We start from the raw sequence: 15548 nt of genomic DNA, 5'->3' as shown, positions 1-15548 counted from the left end.
AAAGGAAATATAAAAAATGGCAAACAAAAAAATTAAACTAACATCACCGCTTTCACTTAAAGAAGTAGCTCTTGAAAGCTCTCAATTTGATATTCCTAAGAAAATTCAAGTAGATTTTTCCAAAGCTCGACCAAGTAAGAAGTTCAAAGACGGTAAACAGACGGACATTTTAAGCCATTATATTTTGGAGGGAATTGATGAGCGAACCGCTAAAGCCGTAAATGATGGGTTAATTGACCAAGAGGACGTTAAGTCCATCAAGATTGAAGTTCATGGCAGTTTCGAGGAAATTGAAGAAACCATTGAGTTTGGTGGCTCTCTATTCGTTGAGTTGCTAGATGTGCAGGTCAAAGCGGACTGGGTTGAGGGTAGAAATGCAGGATATAAAGCCGTCAAACTAGTAGCCTCTGGGCTAAAACTTGCTATGTAGGTCTAACATTTCTGTATATGATGGGAGCTGGCCGCCTTGCTCCTGTCGGTTTACAAGTGAGCTAACTAGTAGCTGATAGCAACCGCAAAAAGGGCGGTTCGCCCTGAGCGGTTGCGGGTATCAGCGGGCATCTAGTTGGCTGACTTGTTCCGACAGGGCAATGCAACCAAGCTACCTAAATATACAGAAATTTTAGTCACAAGAGTTTTTTGAGGGAGAATATACTCATATACTCAAAACCTATGCGCGGGCGCCATTCTAGGACTTGACGATAGAATGGTGCAAACCAAGGGTAATCCCTTGATTGGCAAGCTTTCCGAGGACATTACCGAAGGTGTCAGCGTAGCGTTAGGAAAAGCAAAAATGCCAAAAATTAAGGGTTTTTTCTTGAGTTTATGCTTGAGTATATGCTTGAGTATATGCTCGAAAAAATGAAGCATATACTCAAAACAATAGAATAAAAAAAAACATAGAAATAATATGCAAAAGTCTTTCATGAATTGAAAAGGAGAAAGAATGACGAAAAGAATACAAAATAGACGTTTCTTATTTGAGCAACAACTGAAACCAGACTTTTGGGATTGGGCTGTATCAGATAAGAAATTACTTGAGAATTGGGAAGATAATAAGACAAAGATTTTCAGATTAATCTTTGACTGTATCCGTGAATTAGTTGAAGAAGAGGAATTTGTGGAAGTCGCTTTTATCGTCCATGATAAAGATATTTCTTATGGGACAAAATTGGTTGAACCTCATATTCATGGATATATTGATTTCCCAAGAAGAATGGATTTGTCAAAAGTTGCCTTGGCTCTTGGAGTAGAAAAAGAACGTGTAGAAACTCCAAAATCAAGAGGAGGAAGACACCTAACACGTATCAACGCTTTAGCTTATCTTATCCATGCCAAGGATAAAGATAAATATCAGTATCCTGCTAGTGATGTGGAAACATTTGATACGCTTGATTATGAAACCTTTATCAATCAGAATAAAGAAGATTTTGAGAAGTATGCAGCCACGAAAAAGCGTGAGAAATCTGATGAAAGTTTAGATTTGGTATTGTCTAAAGTTTACAAGGGAGAACTTACATATTTTGATATTATGAAAGACGATAATTTGTATTATCTGATGGCAAACAATCGTCAGAAATTCCTTGAGGGCTTTGATATTTTCGGAGAACGTGAAAGTGTTCTACGCTTGGAAGCCTTGCAAAATGGGGAGTATGATTTGACTGTCCTATATATCCAAGGGAAGCCTGGGATTGGTAAGTCTACACTTGCTAGAGATATTGCTTTAGAGGTGCAAGGAGCGCTTGAAAATGCAGGTTTAAGAGGTGGCTCATATTCTGCAAGCTCAAAAAATCCATTTGACAATTATTCAGGAGAGGAAATCCTTATTTTAGATGACTTGCGAGAGGATAGCCTAGCTCCTGCGGATTGGTTGAAGTTATTCGATCCAATCAACTCGGCTAGAATGTCGGCACGCTATCGAAATAAGCTAGTAGTTCCTAGGTTGGTTATTATGTCGGCTTATATGTCTCCAAAACAATTTTTCGGACAAATTCAGGAAGAAGATATAAACCAGTATTTAAGACGGGTCAATTATTCTTCTGAAATCGCTAGAAAGCATGGAATGGAAGAAAGGTTTTATAGTGTTTCAGAAGTTCGAGAGAATAGAGAAAATGGGCATTTCCAACGTCCTGATGGTTCTAGCGTCGTTTTGAACTTTGACTATGAAGATTTGTTTTGTTCGCAAGATAAGGACGATTTTATTCGTAAATTGCTTGAAGATTGTATCTATCCTAGAATATTACCTAAAAAAGCAAAGGACGTGACAAATGGCTAAAAAAATTGTGATGTTCTTTGATGAAAGGTTAAATACTGACTTCCGTATAGTACGCTTTGGGAAGTGTATACCAGTAAGGCAAGAAATAGATAATATTTATATTTTCATGAATGATAGAAATTTATGGGCTAGATGTAAAAAAAAGATGCGTGAAAATCAATCACACATCAAAATAAAAAACCAAGATAATTATAACATAAAGAAAGGGAAAATAGTATGTTTGTTGTAAAAAAAGATTTAATGAAATTAGGATTTTCAAGTTGGCAAGCTATGATGTTAGTAAAACAGGCTAAAGCAAAATTAGCTAGTCAAGGTTTAACTTGGTATGAAAGTAAAGGTTTAGGACGTGTACCACTTGAAACGGTAGAAGAAATTTTGGGTGTGAAAATAGATGAAGCTAGTCTAGTAGATTTGGAAGTAAAAGAAGATGCCTAAAATATCTAGTATCTATCCTATGGGGAATGGAACGTATAGAGCAACTGTTTCTCTAGGTTTTGATGTTCAGACTGGTAAAAGAATACAAAAGTTTAAAAATGGCTTTAAAACGCAAAAGGAAGCTCAAGAGTGGCGCTTACGTATGCTTGCTGACTTTGGTAAAGGTTCTATAACCGTTAATAGCACAATGACTTTTAAAAAGTTTCTTGATGACTATTTTATACCAGATTATAAAAGTCAAGTAAGAAAACGTACTTTTGATATGACACAATCTAAATTTAAAAGACTGTCATATTTTGAAAATATGAAGTTATCAGATATTCAAGCACCTCATGTAAAGCAGTGGCAAAATGCAATGTTTATAGAGGGATTGTCTAATAATTATATTCGTTCTGTTCATCAAATATTACAACAAGTTTTTGATTTAGCAGTTAAATTGGGTATGTTGTCAAATAATGTTGCTAAGACGGTAGGAAACGTAAAAAAAGACCGCCCTAAAGTTGATTTTTGGACGGTGGAAGAATTTCAGCTATTCATTAGTACATTTGATAAATCTAATATCTATGAATTATTGTACTTTACTACATTTTGGTTTTTCTTTATGACTGGAGTTAGAACAAGTGAATTACAAGCAGTTGAATGGTCGAAAATAGATTTTGAAAAAGGTACAGTTTTAATAGACTGTTCAATGTATTATAAAAGCCAAAAAGAGTGGTATCTTACTGATACAAAATCTATATCAGGTGTAAGACTTTTGTATCTTGATGATGATACATTAGAACATTTGAAATATTGGAAGAAAGCACAATCTCAGATAGGAGAATGTAAATTTGTATTTTCCATAGGAGATAGTCCGTTGGTAAAATCAACTCTTAAACGTGTTCTAAAATCTCATAGTGATTACGCAAAAATAAAATCAATAAGGATTCACGATTTAAGGCACTCTCATGCCAGCTTTATGCTCTCTCTAGGAATGAATGATTTAGAAATGCAAAATCGTCTAGGACATGCTGATATTAAGACAACACTTGGAACGTACTCTCATTTAAGACCAAATGCTATGAAAGAAGTAGCTACTAGAATGACTGGGAAAGTAGTGGTGAGTGATAATAATATCAGAAAAAGTAAATTTAATGGCAATCAGCATACTAAAAATTTTCAATCTAAAGTTTTGTCTGACTAGCGAAGTCTGTCCGATTAAACTTTAGATTCCTACGGTAAACTATTGAAGTTTACCGTATTATTAGTTATAATTCATATACAAGGGAGCAGTATAATGAAAAAAGAAAATATTATTGGTGAGTTTGAATATAATAATGATTTTTACCGTGTTTATGAATTGCGTGAAGATAATGAAGATTATGCTAGAATTGTTAGCGACTCTAAGAAAGGTATGTATATAGAAAGTACCAAAAGGGTTAAAAAGATATTAGGTTTAAATACTGAAAAATAGTTTTTTGTTGTTAAATTGTTGTTAAAGCAAAATAAAAAGCCTTAGAAATATTGATTTCTAGGGCTTTTTTAGCTCATTAACTCTATTCCCACTCAACAGTTGCAGGTGGTTTACTTGTAATATCGTAGACGATGCGGTTAACGTGGTCAACTTCGTTTACGATACGGACTGAGATTTTTTGGAGAACTTCCCAAGGAATCTTAGCGAAGTCAGCTGTCATTCCGTCGATAGAAGTGATGGCACGGATAGCGATGGTATAGTCATAAGTACGACCGTCACCCATAACACCTACGGAACGAACGCCAGTGTTAACAGTGAAGTATTGCCAGATATCACGGTCAAGACCAGCTTTAGCGATTTCTTCACGAAGGATTGCGTCTGATTCACGAACAGTTTCAAGTTTTTCTTCAGTGATTTCACCCATGACACGGATAGCAAGACCTGGACCTGGGAATGGTTGGCGCCACACGATGTGGTCTGGCATACCAAGTTCAGTACCAAGGGCACGAACCTCATCCTTGTAAAGAGTGTTGAGTGGTTCGATGAGTTCAAACTGCATGTCTTCTGGAAGTCCACCAACGTTGTGGTGAGATTTAATAGTTTGAGCAGTATCCGTACCTGACTCGATAACGTCTGTATAAAGTGTACCTTGAGCAAGGAATTTCACGTCTGTTAGCTTGCTTGCTTCATCATCAAAGACATAGACAAACTCGTTACCGATAATCTTACGTTTCTGTTCAGGATCAGACACACCAGCAAGTTTATCCAAGAAACGTTTTGCAGCATCTGCTTTGACAATATTCAAACCAAATTTACCACCAAGCATATCCATAACTTGGTCAGCTTCTCCTTTACGAAGAAGACCGTGGTCTACAAAGATACAGATCAATTGATCTCCGATGGCTTTTTGGAGAAGAACCCCAACAACAGAAGAGTCAACACCACCAGAAAGTCCGAGGAGAACACGTTTGTCTCCAACTTTTTCACGGATTTGTTTGATTTGCATCTCGATGAAGTTATCCATAGTCCAGTCACCTTTGGCACCACAGATATTGAGAGCGAAGTTACGGAGGATATCATAACCGTGAACTGAATGACGAACCTCTGGGTGGAATTGGATACCATAGATTTTCTTGTCTGGATTTTCGATTGATGCATAAGGACAGTCAGCTGATGTACCAGTACGAACGAAATCCGCAGGAATTTCTGTTACAGCATCCCCGTGGCTCATCAAGACAAGTTGCTCATCTGGAGTACCTGCAAAAAGAGCAGACTCAGTGTGAGTAAGAGTGGATTGTCCATACTCGCGGTTACCAGCATCACCTGCAGGAACAACCTTACCACCAAGCTTGTGAGTCAATAGCTGCATACCGTAGCAGATTCCTAAAATTGGAATTCCAAGTTCAAAAATCTCTGGATCAATATCAAATGATCCTTCTTCGTAAACAGAGTTTGGACCACCTGAAAGTACAATCCCGATAGGATTGATAGCGCGGACTTCGTCAGCCGAGATCTTGTGACTTTTTAGTTCTGAAAAGACACCAATCTCACGGATACGACGTGAGATAAGTTGGTTATACTGGCTACCATAGTCCAGTACGATGATCTTTTCGACATCTTGCAAATCAGTTGAAATGTTGGTCATCTTTTCCCTTTCTTAAAAGAAATATCTTCTTGAATATTCTATCATAAATGCCCCAGAATTACCAACCAAACAAGTGCAGTTTGACTTTTCCCCATGAGATAGGGTACAATGGAAAAAATAAAGAAAAGAAGTGAGCAAGCATGTTACCAGCTTATATGAAAATTCACGACCAAATCAAAAAAGGTATTGATGAGGGAAATTGGAAAATTGGAGAGAGACTCCCAAGCGAGCGAGACTTAGCTGAGGAATTTGAGGTTAGCCGTATGACCCTGCGTCAAGCCATCTCCCTTTTGGTCGAGGAAGGAGTTTTGGAGCGTCGTGTGGGGAGCGGGACTTTTGTTTCTAGTACTCGTGTTCAGGAAAAAATGCGTGGGACGACCAGTTTTACGGAAATCGTGAAGGCGCAGGGGAAAACACCATCGAGTCATCTGATTTCCTATCGTCGGACTATTCCTAATGAGCAAGAAGTTGAAAAATTAGGGATCAAGGCCACTGAAAATATTATTCGGATGGAACGTGTTCGCTATGCTGACAAAGTCCCTGTTGTCTATGAAGTGGCGTCGATTCCTGAGAAATTTATCAAAAATTTTAAGAAAGAAGAAGTAACCAAGCACTTCTTTCAAACCTTGCAGAAACATGGTTATCGGATTGGTAAGTCTCACCAGACTATATATGCTCGCTTAGCCAAGGAAAAAATTGCTCATTATCTGGAAGTAGAAAAAGGTCATGCTATTTTAGGACTGACTCAGGTTTCTTACTTTGATGACGGTACAGCTTTCGAGTATGTAAAGAGCCAATACGTTGGAGAACGTTTTGAGTTTTATCTAGAAAATAATTAGTTTTTAACAATACTCTTGGAGTAAAATCAGATCTACTTTAAGAGTTTTTTTATTTGGTTTGGATTAGAAAATATTTTCCTTCTGAGAAAAAAAGTAATCATACGAGTATTTTTCAAAGATTCGTGTTATAATAGTTAGGTTATATGGTCCCGATAAGGTGGTAGTGAAGGTCGTTTATCGATTCTCTACCAGTACTTTGTAACTCTATAACGAATATTTTTTAAGGGGGGACATTTTTATGTCAGAACGTAAATTATTCACGTCTGAATCTGTATCTGAGGGGCATCCAGATAAGATTGCAGACCAAATTTCAGATGCTATCTTGGATGCTATTTTAGAGCAGGATCCAGAAGCCCACGTTGCTGCTGAAACAGCTGTTTATACTGGTTCAGTTCATGTTTTTGGTGAAATTTCGACCAATGCCTATGTAGATATTAACCGTGTGGTACGTGATACGATTGCAGAGATTGGCTATACTAATACAGAGTATGGATTTTCTGCTGAGACCGTAGGAGTTCACCCATCATTGGTAGAACAATCTCCTGATATCGCCCAAGGTGTTAATGAAGCCTTGGAAGTTCGTGGAAATGCTGATCAAGATCCACTTGATTTGATTGGAGCTGGAGACCAAGGTCTCATGTTTGGTTTTGCGGTTAATGAAACTGAAGAACTTATGCCGCTTCCAATCTCACTCAGTCACAAGTTGGTTCGTCGTTTAGCAGAGCTTCGTAAGTCTGGTGAAATTAGCTATCTTCGTCCAGATGCTAAATCTCAAGTTACTGTTGAATATGATGAAAATGACCAGCCAGTGCGCGTGGATACAGTCGTTATTTCAACTCAACACGATCCAGAAGTGAGCAATGAACAAATTCATGAAGATGTGATTAACAAGGTTATCAAAGAAGTCATTCCAGCTTCTTATCTTGATGATGAGACTAAATTCTTTATCAATCCAACAGGTCGTTTCGTTATCGGAGGACCTCAAGGAGACTCAGGTTTGACAGGTCGTAAGATCATCGTGGATACTTATGGTGGATACTCACGTCATGGTGGTGGTGCCTTCTCTGGTAAAGATGCCACTAAGGTTGACCGTTCAGCTTCTTATGCAGCTCGCTACATTGCAAAAAACATCGTTGCAGCAGGACTTGCTAAGAAGGCAGAAGTTCAATTGGCTTATGCCATTGGTGTAGCTCAACCTGTATCTGTTCGTATCGATACTTTTGGTACTGGAACAGTAGCTGAAAGCAAGCTTGAAAAAGCAGCACGTCAAATCTTTGACCTTCGTCCAGCAGGAATCATCCAAATGCTTGATCTCAAACGTCCAATCTACCGTCAAACAGCGGCTTATGGACACATGGGACGTACAGATATCGATCTTCCATGGGAACGCTTGGATAAGGTTGATGCCTTGAAAGAAGCAGTTAAATAAAGTAAAAAGGAGTTGATTTAAACTCCTTTTTTGTTATTTATTGATAGTCTTTAAAAAAGCCCAGTTACCAATGGACTTAGTCCCGTACTCTAACTCCATAAAATCTAGCAATACATAATCATTCTTTTTATAGAATGGAACATTTTTTTCTGTACTGGTAATGAGCCCTAAGCGCTTGCAACCCTTGGATTTGACATAAGGCTCAACTGCGTCTCTAAGAAAAGCACTGCCCACTCCTTGTCCTTTAACAGATGGATTGACCGCAAGGAGCATCAAATACCAGTCAAAGCTATTTGATTTTTTCAAATGTTCTTCGGAACGGTCTACTAAATCAAGATACTTCAAAAAAATTCGAGGGCTAATGTAGCGAAATAGTTTTATGACACCATTTAGCAAGTAAGATAGGATAGAAAAATCATTTTGTTGTAATAAGGCGACAGCCAGGATTTCTCCGTCTTGTTCAGCTACTAAACAGGTCTCTTCTTTGATATAGAGGCGAGTCAGGAGACTTTCCAATAGTTCTAAAAAAGCAGGATAGTTTTCAGGTTTCTTGAGATCATCTATGATTAGAGTTAAAAATGGATAGTCAAAGAAGCTGTCGGCTACTATTTTTCCAATTTTTTGGTATTTGTCTAGCCTTGCCTTTCTGTATACTATTTTCCCCATTGATGAGCTCCTTTTTGAATGTTAGTAAATTATAATAGTAGAATTAATTATTTTGATGATTAAGTACCGAGTTTTTACAAAAATAGTACCCAATTTAGTAAGTTGAAGGATTGTTAGAAAACTCTTTCTGTAATACTGAATCTGATTCTAGAATATCGGATTAGACAAACAAAGAACACTCTAAAAAGTTAGAATTTTTAGAGTGTAGTCCAAATATTGTTAAGTTTTATTTTGTAGGGATTGAGATTTCAATCAATTTTTCAGAGTAGAGGGTCTTGATATTAGCTTCATCGATATTTTGCTTGTCAATCTTGCGATTCAAGAAAAATTCTTGGATTTTTTCCATTTCTTGTTCGCGGATAGCACGATGTTTATTGGAAATGAGGATTTCATAATGAAGCGGTGCCTGAGTAAAGATAACATCAGTGTTGCCTGCAGAGTAGACTTCTACGAGTGTAGCGTCGGTACTCTCCAGTTGGCTTTTAACAAGGTTTGAGTGAGAATTAGTAGTGTTGATGAGCTTCATAGGCTTTCCTCCTGTGTTTCTATGTCTATTATAGCACTTTTTGGGAAAATTGGAAAAGTTAATTTAAACTTGATGCTGTTTTTTCCAAGCTTCAATTGCCCATTTATGACTGCCACGTTTTAAGTTTGAAATAGCTTCATCAATTGGGAACCAAGCTAGGTGATTGAAGTCCTCCAAAGGTTTTTGGATTTCTTGATAAGAAGTAGCTTCGTAGAGATAGGCTGGATTGTAGTAGTAGGTATCGCGATGGCTGGAATAGAAATACTCATCTGCTTGTCCATAATAAGTACCAATCTCAGCTGTAAAACCTAATTCTTCAATCAGTTCTCGTTTTAAAGCTTCAAAATGATTTTCACCTGCTTCAATCTCGCCACCAGGCAAGAACCATGCACCATTTGGAGCTTGAACGAGGATAATCTTTTCATGTGCTGAGTTAGGAATGACTGCATAAACACCATATCTAGTTTTGTAGGTTACACCCTCTTTTTTTTCTCCAAAGGTTGGATTTGTCATAAATTTCTCCTTTATGTGTGCGCTTTCTTACTATAATAGTAAAGAATGCTCTTACTGTCAAGTAAGAACATTCTTTTAGTATGTGGAATTAGTCATTTGAGTCAACTGTTTCCAATTTATTTTTTGATTTAATCATGATTTTACCATTGCTAGTCATGACGGCTTTGAGGTTTTTCTCGCTTGGATTTTCAAGGTAGTAGTCCGTAATCGCATCTTCGATATAATCTTGGATTGTACGACGAAGCGGGCGAGCTCCCATTTTTGGATCGTAGCCAAGGTCTACGAGTTTCTCCTTAACCTTATCTGTCACATCTAAATGGATGTTATTACTGGAGAGTCGTTTATTGACATCATCTAACATGAGGTCAACGATTTGAAGGAGATTTTCCTTGCTGAGAGCCTTGAATTCGATAATGCCATCAAAACGGTTCATAAATTCTGGACTAAAGAAGTTGCCTAATTCCCCAAGGACAGAGTTAGTACGGCCTTCTCTAGCAGCACCAAATCCAACACTAGCTTCTGCCTTACCTGTACCTGCATTTGAGGTCATGATAATGATGGCATCTTTAAAGCTAACAGTGCGACCTTGACCATCCGTTAAACGGCCATCATCCAAGACTTGGAGGAACATATGCATAACATCTGGATGGGCTTTTTCAACCTCGTCTAGGAGGATCAGTGAGTAGGGGTTACGACGAACTTTTTCAGTCAATTGTCCAGCTTCATCATAACCTACGTATCCCGGAGGGGCACCAACGAGTTTAGCAACGCTGTGTTTTTCCATGTATTCACTCATATCAAAGCGAATCATGCTATCAGCAGAACCAAAGAGTTCGATGGCCAGTTGTTTAGAAAGTTCTGTCTTACCGACACCGGTAGGACCAACAAAGAGGAAGCTACCAATTGGACGGTTTGGAGTACCTAAACCAACACGGTTACGACGGATAGCCTTAGCAATCTTATCTACTGCATCGTCTTGGCCAATAACATGAGACTTGAGGTCATCTGCTAGATTGATAAGTTGAGACTGTTCTTTTTCTTTCAAATCACCAACTGGAATATTAGTCTTTTGCTCGATGATGTGTTCGATTGTCTTTTCACTGATGATTGGAGTATCCTGATCTGTTACCTTGGTCTTTTGCATTTCCTTATATTTGGCAATCTGGTCACGGAAGTAGGCTGCTTTTTCAAAATCTTCATCGCGGGTTGCTTGTGCCTTGAGATTTTCTGCCTCGATTAAGCGTTGGTCGATGACCTTAGGATCTACAAAATTCAAGGTTAAGTTCATTTTTGAACCAGCTTCATCTAGAAGGTCAATAGCCTTGTCTGGCAAGAAACGGTCTTGGATGTAGCGATTAGAAAGAGTAGCGGCCGCTTCGATAGCCCCATCAGTATAATGAACGTGGTGATAATCTTCGTATTTCTTTTGAATCCCCTTAAGAATAATAATGGTTTCTTCAACAGTTGGTTCATCTACCTTAACAGGCTGCATACGGCGCTCAAGGGCAGCGTCTTTTTCAATGATACGGTATTCATTGAGAGTAGTAGCACCTACTAACTGGAGTTCGCCACGAGCAAGAGCTGGTTTTAGGATATTTCCTGCATCCATATTCCCTTCTCCTGCTGAACCAGCACCGACAATCTCATGAATTTCGTCGATAAAGAGGATAACATCCTCGCGATCACGAATTTCTTCCATGAGTTTTTGCATGCGCTCTTCAAACTGACCTCGGATACCTGTTCCTTGAACAAGGCTAACGACATCTAAGCGGATCACTTCTTTCCCTTGAAGCTTATGTGGAACATCACCGTCAACAATTTTCTGAGCTAAACCTTCTACAACGGCTGTCTTACCAACACCAGGCTCACCGATGAGGACAGGGTTGTTTTTTGTTCTGCGGTTGAGGATTTCAATGACACGGATAATCTCTTCGTCACGGCCAATTACAGGGTCAATATTTCCACGACGGGCAATCTCAGTGACATTGATACCATATTCATCCAAGAGTCCTTTTTCCTGGATTGGTGGTGGGGTTTGGGCAGGACCACGATTTTGGGAACCATAGCCACCATTTCCACCGTATCCACCCCCTGACTGGGTTGGGGGGATATTGTTGTTATTAGAAGAAGGTCTAAAGTTGTTGAGATCGTTAAAGAAGTCTCCAAATGGATCAAAATCACGGTTGTTTAAATCTGTAATGCCCTTGAATAAGCTATTGTTAGGATCTGTTTTGATAATTTTGTAGCAATTTTGACAAAGGTCGATTTGCTTTTGTTGTCCATTGAGATTGGTATAAAGATGAATCGTTGAGTCATTGATTTTACAGTTTTGACAGAGCATACCGCCACCTCATTTCTTTCTTAGTCTTGACTAAATCTAAAAGGTCAAAAATAGTCAAACAAGTATATAATTTAATTATATCATGATTATTGGGCAATTCAAGTAAAAAGATTGGATACTAGCACTGTAAATAGTAGAGCGCTAATCTGGAGAATATTTTGATAGCAAGAAAAAAATCCTATTTGTCATACAAAAAGGATTCTCGTTGGTGAAAGGCGGTGGGACAGAAATCGATAGACAAAGTCTCGATTTCGTAGTCCCAGCCTCGCGAAGATGATTAGGAGTTTTGGGAGTCTAAAAGACGAACGAAAAGTCCAATCAGCTACCGCGTCAAAGTTTGATTGCTAATAAAAAGTGAGGTCGGGATCTTTTGTCCCAACCTCTGTATATCTATTATTAGTATAGAAGTTCGTAAATTTCCATCGCAATCAAGTCGATGCTGTCAAAAGTATATGTTTCACGCGCTTCAACATCACGAAGTGTAAAGATTGGGCCATTTTCTTCATCATGGTTAAAAGCAACTTCAGCTACAACAACTCCCTCGCGCTCAAAGTTACGTTTTAAGTTACCACCATCTTTTGTCATTGCTTCTAGGCGGTTGATGATTCTAACCAAATGTGATTCCATTTTGATTCTCCTCCATTTCTTATCGTTACTATTTTACCATAAAGAGTATCCACTTGACTAGAAAAAACTAAGATTTCTCGCTATTTCTATTTTCTTTGAAATTTTATTGAAAATGAAAGGAAAAAGATTGCATTTTTATTCAAAATATGTTATACTCATACAAGTTTTAAGTTAGAAATTAGAAAGTAGTGGATTTATGAATTTTTCTTTTTTACCTAAATATCTGCCATATTTTAACTATGGTGCTCTCGTAACAGTCTTGATCTCTGTTTTGGTTGTCTTTTTGGGGACAATTTTAGGGGTAGTCTTGGCTTTTGCTCAACGTTCGAAAATGAAGCCCATAGCTTGGCTTGCCAATGTTTATATTTGGATTTTCCGTGGAACACCTATGATGGTACAGATCATGATTGCTTTTGCTCTTATGCATATCAATGCTCCGACAATTCAGATTGGAGTTTTGGGAGTTGATTTTTCACGTTTGATTCCAGGGATTATCATTATCTCTATGAATAGTGGTGCCTATGTATCAGAAACAGTTCGTGCTGGTATCAATGCAGTACCTAAAGGTCAATTAGAGGCGGCTTACTCTCTAGGGATTCGTCCTAAAAATGCCATGCGCTATGTCATCTTGCCACAGGCTATCAAGAATATCTTGCCGGCCTTGGGGAATGAGTTTATTACCATTATCAAGGATAGTTCACTCTTGTCAGCAATCGGTGTCATGGAATTGTGGAATGGAGCTACCACGGTGTCAACAACCACCTACTTGCCTTTAACTCCACTCTTATTTGCAGCCTTTTACTACTTGATTATGACCTCTATCTTGACACTAGCCTTGAAAGCTTTTGAAAATCGTATGGGACAAGGAGAGAAAAAATAATGACTGAAACGCTTATAAAAATTGAAAACCTTCATAAAAACTTTGGGAAGAATGAAGTTTTAAAAGGGATTGATCTTGAAATCAAAAAAGGGGAAGTTGTGGTGATTATCGGACCATCTGGTAGCGGTAAGTCAACCCTCCTTCGCTCTATGAATCTCCTTGAAGAAGCGACAAAAGGAAAGGTTATCTTTGAAGGAGTAGACATTACAGATAAGAAAAACGACCTCTTTGCCATGCGTGAAAAGATGGGAATGGTTTTCCAACAGTTCAATCTCTTCCCTAATATGACAGTGAAGGATAACATCACGCTTTCTCCTATCAAGACCAAAGGGGAAAGTAAGGAAGTTGCTGAAAAGAGAGCGCATGAGCTCTTGGAAAAGGTTGGTTTACCAGATAAGGCAGATGCTTATCCACAAAGTTTGTCTGGTGGACAGCAACAACGTATCGCTATTGCTCGTGGTCTTGCCATGGAACCAGATGTCCTACTCTTTGATGAACCGACTTCTGCCCTAGACCCAGAAATGGTAGGGGAAGTACTAGCGGTTATGCAAGAACTTGCCAAGTCAGGAATGACCATGGTCATCGTAACGCATGAGATGGGCTTTGCGCGTGAAGTGGCAGACCGCGTCATCTTTATGGCTGACGGTGTTGTTGTCGAAGATGGAACTCCAGAGCAAGTCTTTGAACAAACCCAAGAACAAAGAACCAAGGATTTCTTGAGTAAGGTTTTGTAAGAATATCATGAAAAGCTCCAAGGGGGCTTTTTCTTATAGTTTCAGACTATAAGGTCTCTTAGGTAAGAAGTGTTAGAGGAACAAGTGTTTTTTTGATATAATAGAAGATATTTGTTAGAAAAGAGAAAACACATGACACAGATTATTGATGGCAAGGCTTTAGCAGCCAAGCTACAAGGACAATTGGCTGAAAAGACTGCGAAATTGAAAGAAGAGACAGGTTTGGTTCCTGGTTTGGTGGTTATTTTGGTTGGGGACAATCCAGCCAGTCAGGTTTACGTTCGTAACAAGGAACGTTCAGCGATAGCTGCAGGTTTCCAAAGTGAAGTCGTGAGAGTTCCGGAGACCATTACCCAAGAGGAATTGTTGGACTTGATTGCCAAATACAATCACGATCCAGCTTGGCATGGTATTTTGGTGCAGTTGCCCTTATCAAAACACATCGATGAAGAAGCTGTTTTATTGGCTATTGATCCAGAAAAGGACGTGGATGGTTTTCATCCGCTCAACATGGGGCGCCTTTGGTCTGGTCATCCAGTTATGATCCCTTCAACTCCAGCTGGTATCATGGAAATGTTTCATGAGTATGGGATTGAACTAGAAGGTAAGAATGCAGTTGTCATTGGTCGTTCAAATATTGTCGGGAAACCAATGGCCCAGTTACTTTTGGCTAAGAATGCAACTGTAACCTTGACCCACTCACGAACACACAATCTGGCCAAGGTAGCTTCTAAGGCGGATATTCTTGTCGTAGCAATTGGTCGTGCTAAGTTTGTGACTGCTGACTTTGTCAAACCTGGGGCTGTTGTCATTGATGTGGGGATGAACCGAGATGAAAATGGCAAGCTTTGTGGAGATGTTGACTATGAGGCTGTTGCGCCAATCGCTAGTCATATCACGCCTGTACCTGGTGGAGTTGGTCCTATGACCATTACTATGCTAATGGAGCAAACTTATCAAGCTGCATTGCGTAGCTTGGATAGATAATACAAGCATTGATTTTATATAGTGAAGAAACAAGTTCTAAAAAATGAACTTGTTTTTTCTTGCACTTATTTTAATAAAATTACAGTAAAACTTCTACAAATTATTGAAAAAACTCTACCATTTTGATATATTAAAAGCATCAATATTTATATGGATAAAATAAGTAAGCGTCTAGAGGGAGGTTTATTTTTTGGAGTA

17 protein-coding genes are annotated in these 15548 nt (G+C 38.6%); 11 read left to right on the top strand and 6 right to left on the bottom strand.

Annotation, left to right across the window (positions count from 1 at the left end):
- Window positions 1–16: 16 nt before the first annotated feature.
- From RRU92_RS08595 to RRU92_RS08570, 6 genes are all read left to right on the top strand, one after another.
- The gene (locus RRU92_RS08595; protein WP_125415165.1) at window positions 17–430 is read left to right on the top strand and encodes a hypothetical protein; all 414 of its coding nucleotides are present in this window, start codon (window positions 17–19) and stop codon (window positions 428–430) included.
- A gap of 516 nt (window positions 431–946) precedes the next feature.
- Complete coding sequence (locus RRU92_RS08590) at window positions 947–2275, top strand: Rep family protein (RefSeq protein WP_315639379.1); 1329 nt, start codon at window positions 947–949, stop codon at window positions 2273–2275.
- Window positions 2268–2504 carry a hypothetical protein gene (locus tag RRU92_RS08585; RefSeq protein WP_061453547.1) on the top strand — a complete coding sequence of 79 codons (237 nt, stop codon included), beginning with the start codon at window positions 2268–2270 and terminating at the stop codon, window positions 2502–2504. Before RRU92_RS08590 ends, RRU92_RS08585 begins: the two co-directional genes overlap by 8 nt.
- Window positions 2492–2710 carry a DUF3173 family protein gene (locus RRU92_RS08580; protein ID WP_049536509.1) on the top strand — a complete coding sequence of 73 codons (219 nt, stop codon included), beginning with the start codon at window positions 2492–2494 and terminating at the stop codon, window positions 2708–2710. The genes RRU92_RS08585 and RRU92_RS08580 overlap by 13 nt, the downstream gene beginning before the upstream one ends.
- A complete protein-coding gene (locus RRU92_RS08575) occupies window positions 2703–3893 on the top strand; it encodes a tyrosine-type recombinase/integrase (RefSeq protein WP_315639377.1) in 1191 nt (396 codons plus the stop codon). The genes RRU92_RS08580 and RRU92_RS08575 overlap by 8 nt, the downstream gene beginning before the upstream one ends.
- A 93-nt stretch (window positions 3894–3986) precedes the next feature.
- Window positions 3987–4163 (top strand): hypothetical protein, encoded by a 177-nt coding sequence (locus RRU92_RS08570; RefSeq protein WP_315639376.1) that lies wholly within the window; start codon window positions 3987–3989, stop codon window positions 4161–4163.
- Window positions 4164–4245: 82 nt separating this feature from the next.
- Here RRU92_RS08570 and guaA read toward each other — a convergent pair whose 3' ends face one another.
- The gene (guaA, locus tag RRU92_RS08565; protein WP_000182005.1) at window positions 4246–5808 is read right to left on the bottom strand and encodes a glutamine-hydrolyzing GMP synthase; all 1563 of its coding nucleotides are present in this window, start codon (window positions 5806–5808) and stop codon (window positions 4246–4248) included.
- Between the two features lie 140 nt (window positions 5809–5948).
- On the opposite strand from guaA, the gene RRU92_RS08560 reads away from it, so the two are divergent.
- A complete protein-coding gene (locus RRU92_RS08560) occupies window positions 5949–6647 on the top strand; it encodes a GntR family transcriptional regulator (protein WP_281334624.1) in 699 nt (232 codons plus the stop codon).
- Window positions 6648–6885: 238 nt separating this feature from the next.
- Complete coding sequence (gene metK, locus RRU92_RS08555) at window positions 6886–8076, top strand: methionine adenosyltransferase (RefSeq protein WP_000003967.1); 1191 nt, start codon at window positions 6886–6888, stop codon at window positions 8074–8076.
- A 33-nt stretch (window positions 8077–8109) separates the two neighbouring features.
- On the opposite strand, the gene RRU92_RS08550 is transcribed toward metK, so the two are convergent.
- The 5 genes from RRU92_RS08550 to RRU92_RS08530 all read right to left on the bottom strand — a co-directional run bounded on the left by RRU92_RS08550 (window position 8110) and on the right by RRU92_RS08530 (window position 12749).
- Window positions 8110–8742, bottom strand: coding sequence for a GNAT family N-acetyltransferase (locus tag RRU92_RS08550; protein ID WP_315639374.1), 633 nt, complete (start codon window positions 8740–8742; stop codon window positions 8110–8112).
- 226 nt (window positions 8743–8968) lie between these two features.
- Window positions 8969–9268 carry a DUF1827 family protein gene (locus tag RRU92_RS08545; RefSeq protein WP_060955508.1) on the bottom strand — a complete coding sequence of 100 codons (300 nt, stop codon included), beginning with the start codon at window positions 9266–9268 and terminating at the stop codon, window positions 8969–8971.
- Between the two features lie 63 nt (window positions 9269–9331).
- A complete protein-coding gene (locus RRU92_RS08540; protein ID WP_315639373.1) occupies window positions 9332–9781 on the bottom strand; it encodes an NUDIX hydrolase in 450 nt (149 codons plus the stop codon).
- Window positions 9782–9869: 88 nt separating this feature from the next.
- Complete coding sequence (locus RRU92_RS08535) at window positions 9870–12122, bottom strand: ATP-dependent Clp protease ATP-binding subunit (protein WP_315639371.1); 2253 nt, start codon at window positions 12120–12122, stop codon at window positions 9870–9872.
- A gap of 396 nt (window positions 12123–12518) precedes the next feature.
- Window positions 12519–12749 (bottom strand): DUF1797 family protein, encoded by a 231-nt coding sequence (locus tag RRU92_RS08530; RefSeq protein WP_000443576.1) that lies wholly within the window; start codon window positions 12747–12749, stop codon window positions 12519–12521.
- A gap of 196 nt (window positions 12750–12945) precedes the next feature.
- Between RRU92_RS08530 and RRU92_RS08525 the strand changes: the two genes are divergently transcribed.
- From RRU92_RS08525 to RRU92_RS08515, 3 genes are all read left to right on the top strand, one after another.
- Window positions 12946–13629 carry an amino acid ABC transporter permease gene (locus RRU92_RS08525; RefSeq protein ID WP_315639370.1) on the top strand — a complete coding sequence of 228 codons (684 nt, stop codon included), beginning with the start codon at window positions 12946–12948 and terminating at the stop codon, window positions 13627–13629.
- The gene (locus RRU92_RS08520) at window positions 13629–14363 is read left to right on the top strand and encodes an amino acid ABC transporter ATP-binding protein (RefSeq protein ID WP_045762888.1); all 735 of its coding nucleotides are present in this window, start codon (window positions 13629–13631) and stop codon (window positions 14361–14363) included. The genes RRU92_RS08525 and RRU92_RS08520 overlap by 1 nt, the downstream gene beginning before the upstream one ends.
- A 132-nt stretch (window positions 14364–14495) precedes the next feature.
- On the top strand, window positions 14496–15350 hold the full coding sequence (locus RRU92_RS08515) for a bifunctional methylenetetrahydrofolate dehydrogenase/methenyltetrahydrofolate cyclohydrolase (RefSeq protein ID WP_315639369.1): 855 nt from the start codon (window positions 14496–14498) through the stop codon (window positions 15348–15350).
- The last annotated feature ends 198 nt before the right edge of the window (window positions 15351–15548 follow it).

Source organism: Streptococcus sp. DTU_2020_1001019_1_SI_AUS_MUR_006 (genome assembly GCF_032340315.1).
Lineage (GTDB): Bacteria > Bacillota > Bacilli > Lactobacillales > Streptococcaceae > Streptococcus.
Note: the sequence above shows the minus strand (reverse complement) of the source record. Positions and strands in the feature narration are given on the sequence as shown.

Excerpts from the sequence above, each read along its gene's own strand:
- RRU92_RS08595 (WP_125415165.1), top strand. The coding sequence starts at position 17 with ATGGCAAACAAAAAAATTAAACTAACATCACCGCTTTCACTTAAAGAA.
- RRU92_RS08590 (WP_315639379.1), top strand. The coding sequence starts at position 947 with ATGACGAAAAGAATACAAAATAGACGTTTCTTATTTGAGCAACAACTG.
- RRU92_RS08585 (WP_061453547.1), top strand. The coding sequence starts at position 2,268 with ATGGCTAAAAAAATTGTGATGTTCTTTGATGAAAGGTTAAATACTGAC.
- RRU92_RS08580 (WP_049536509.1), top strand. The coding sequence starts at position 2,492 with ATGTTTGTTGTAAAAAAAGATTTAATGAAATTAGGATTTTCAAGTTGG.
- RRU92_RS08575 (WP_315639377.1), top strand. The coding sequence starts at position 2,703 with ATGCCTAAAATATCTAGTATCTATCCTATGGGGAATGGAACGTATAGA.
- RRU92_RS08570 (WP_315639376.1), top strand. The coding sequence starts at position 3,987 with ATGAAAAAAGAAAATATTATTGGTGAGTTTGAATATAATAATGATTTT.
- guaA (WP_000182005.1), bottom strand. The coding sequence starts at position 5,808 with ATGACCAACATTTCAACTGATTTGCAAGATGTCGAAAAGATCATCGTA.
- RRU92_RS08560 (WP_281334624.1), top strand. The coding sequence starts at position 5,949 with ATGTTACCAGCTTATATGAAAATTCACGACCAAATCAAAAAAGGTATT.
- metK (WP_000003967.1), top strand. The coding sequence starts at position 6,886 with ATGTCAGAACGTAAATTATTCACGTCTGAATCTGTATCTGAGGGGCAT.
- RRU92_RS08550 (WP_315639374.1), bottom strand. The coding sequence starts at position 8,742 with ATGGGGAAAATAGTATACAGAAAGGCAAGGCTAGACAAATACCAAAAA.
- RRU92_RS08545 (WP_060955508.1), bottom strand. The coding sequence starts at position 9,268 with ATGAAGCTCATCAACACTACTAATTCTCACTCAAACCTTGTTAAAAGC.
- RRU92_RS08540 (WP_315639373.1), bottom strand. The coding sequence starts at position 9,781 with ATGACAAATCCAACCTTTGGAGAAAAAAAAGAGGGTGTAACCTACAAA.
- RRU92_RS08535 (WP_315639371.1), bottom strand. The coding sequence starts at position 12,122 with ATGCTCTGTCAAAACTGTAAAATCAATGACTCAACGATTCATCTTTAT.
- RRU92_RS08530 (WP_000443576.1), bottom strand. The coding sequence starts at position 12,749 with ATGGAATCACATTTGGTTAGAATCATCAACCGCCTAGAAGCAATGACA.
- RRU92_RS08525 (WP_315639370.1), top strand. The coding sequence starts at position 12,946 with ATGAATTTTTCTTTTTTACCTAAATATCTGCCATATTTTAACTATGGT.
- RRU92_RS08520 (WP_045762888.1), top strand. The coding sequence starts at position 13,629 with ATGACTGAAACGCTTATAAAAATTGAAAACCTTCATAAAAACTTTGGG.
- RRU92_RS08515 (WP_315639369.1), top strand. The coding sequence starts at position 14,496 with ATGACACAGATTATTGATGGCAAGGCTTTAGCAGCCAAGCTACAAGGA.